The sequence below is a fragment of the Haloactinopolyspora alba genome, assembly GCF_003014555.1.
Taxonomy (GTDB): domain Bacteria; phylum Actinomycetota; class Actinomycetes; order Jiangellales; family Jiangellaceae; genus Haloactinopolyspora; species Haloactinopolyspora alba.
Window position 1 is genome coordinate 1 of sequence record NZ_PYGE01000042.1, and the last position, 2,175, is coordinate 2,175.

At 64.5% G+C, this 2,175-nt stretch carries 1 protein-coding gene; it reads right to left on the reverse strand.

The genetic code is table 11. The features are described 5' to 3' along the window. On the reverse strand, positions 1-2,143 hold a 2,143-nt coding region (locus CLV30_RS25765; protein WP_211300126.1), incomplete at its 3' end, for a DUF5722 domain-containing protein. Positions 2,144-2,175: the final 32 nt, after the last annotated feature.

The following is a 2,175-nucleotide window of genomic DNA, read 5'->3' on the forward strand; positions in this document are numbered from 1 at the left end:
TGCCGGACCAGTCGTTGTTGGTGGTGCCGCGGACCCAGACTTTGATGTTGTTGATGGTGGTGTTTCCTGTCCATGTGGACAGGTCGAGTGTCAGGGTGGTCCAGTCGGTGCTGTGGAGGGTGGCGGTGCCTTCGGCGGTGGTGCCGTTGGTGCTGTGTACTTTGATTTTGGCGTGGCGGGTGCCGAGGTTGCCGGGGTCGGGGACGCGGATCGGGATGGTGAGGTGGGGGGTGTTGGTGGCGTTGATGGGTTGGGGGAGGTCGACGTTGGTGCCTTTCCAGGTTTTGGCGATGGTGGACCAGAATTTGAGGTCGGCGTTGTTGTTGAAGTGCACGCGTAGGGCGCCGCCGTTGTCGGTGATGTGTGACACCGAGGAGGTGTTGACGCCGGCTTCCCAGTTGTCGGTGTCGGTGCTGAAGTCCGACAGCGCCGGGCCGGTGCCGAGGGTGACGGCGTCGATGTCGGTGCCGACGGTGGTGGGCAGGTCACGCACGGCGAGTTTGTCGGGGTCGAAGCCGGGCACCATCTCGGACCAGTTGGTGATCCCGATGATGTCTTTGGCGAATTCGGTGACTTCCAGGGATCGTTCGGTGTCGATGTATTTGAAGACGTTGTAGATCTTCTTTTTCCGCCCGGGTGCGTTTGGTTCTGGCCTGTCCGGGTCGTTGGTCCACAGCCCGTGGCGCAGTGCCGAGTTGCCGTGTGTGACGTGGCGCTGGTTGACGAACGCGTCGATCCCGTCCAGGAACAGGATGCGGTAGTAGGCCAGCGCGTAGGCGGCTGCCTGGAGTTCTTCGCCGTCTTCGGTGGAGAGTGTGTGCGCGCCTTGTTCGGTGAGTGCGATGCGGCGTGGTTCGCCTTGGTAGAGCATCTCGGGTCGGCGCATGTAGTCGACCAGGACCTCGAGGTTTTTGAAGGTCACGTATTTGGTGTCGACGTCGTGGGTGGCGTCGGGATCGTTCCAGAATCTCGGGTCGCGCAGGTCCTGTGGGTAGGAGTGGTAGGCCACGTGCCACGGGAAATCGCCAGTGTTCTTGGACCTTCGAGCGAGACTGTCGAGGATGTCACGGGGCTTGTAGCTGCGCAGCGGGTTGGTGTCGTGGGAATGGTTCCAGTGCTTGGTCAGCGACGTCATCACGACCGGTTCGGTGGTGGCCTTGCGCGCGGCCAGGTAGGTCAGGCGCAGCGTGGTCATGTAGTGGTCGAGGTACTCGTCCATGGTCATCTCACCGGCGTTGCCCCACACCCACTGGGCGTCGATCTCGTTGCCGACCACCCAGCCGGCGGCGCGCCCGTAGCGGGCGTCGGTGCGGGAGTACCGGTCGGTGAGGAACTCCACCGCCGCGGTGTAGTGCGCGATGCCCTCATCGGTGACCGTGTTGAACGCGAAGATGCGCCCACCCTGAGACGGGTCGGCGTTGGGGTGCATCAGGACATCCAACGCCGAGTTTTCCCGGGCCTTGTTCTGCAGCAGAAGAATGAAATAGGGCGGCGCTCCCGCCTCGTACAACGTCTTGACCTGCCGGTCCATCCGCTCCACGTAGGACCGGTTGAAGTAGAACGTGCGGCCCTGGGACTCGAACGTGATCTGTGTGCCCGGATCCGCCGCAGGCCCGGCATCGACCAGTTTCTGGAACGGGAGGTTGAACTTCGAACTGGTCGCGCCGAGCTCCTCCACGTCGTCGGCCATCTGGGTGCCCGACAGCCCCTTCTTCGACGCCGGCGGCTGGTACGGGTAGTCATACCGCGGCGTGAACGCGAAATCATCAGCGAAATGCCCACCACTGACCGCACCGCCGGCCTCGGCCACGAACTGCGAGTACAACCGATCCCCGGCACCGTCGGACCGGGGGATCGACACCGTGAACCCCCCGGACCCGTCAGCCGTGCCCGTACCTTCCGCGGTGGCATCGACAACATCACCCGGCTCCGCAGCCGGCGACCCGCCATGCACGGCGACCTCCGCACCGGCACCAGCACCAGACCCCACCACCTCAACCACCCCGTCGGTCACCCGGACCGACGAAATCACCAGCACGTCATCGCCGTTCTCGGTCTCGGCTCGGTCCTGCGCCAGCGCCGGTGACTGCCCCAACAGCACCACCGCACCCGCCACCACCACAGCCGACAACCGCCGCACCACAACAGGCCACCCACTCCCACGATCCTCCGCCG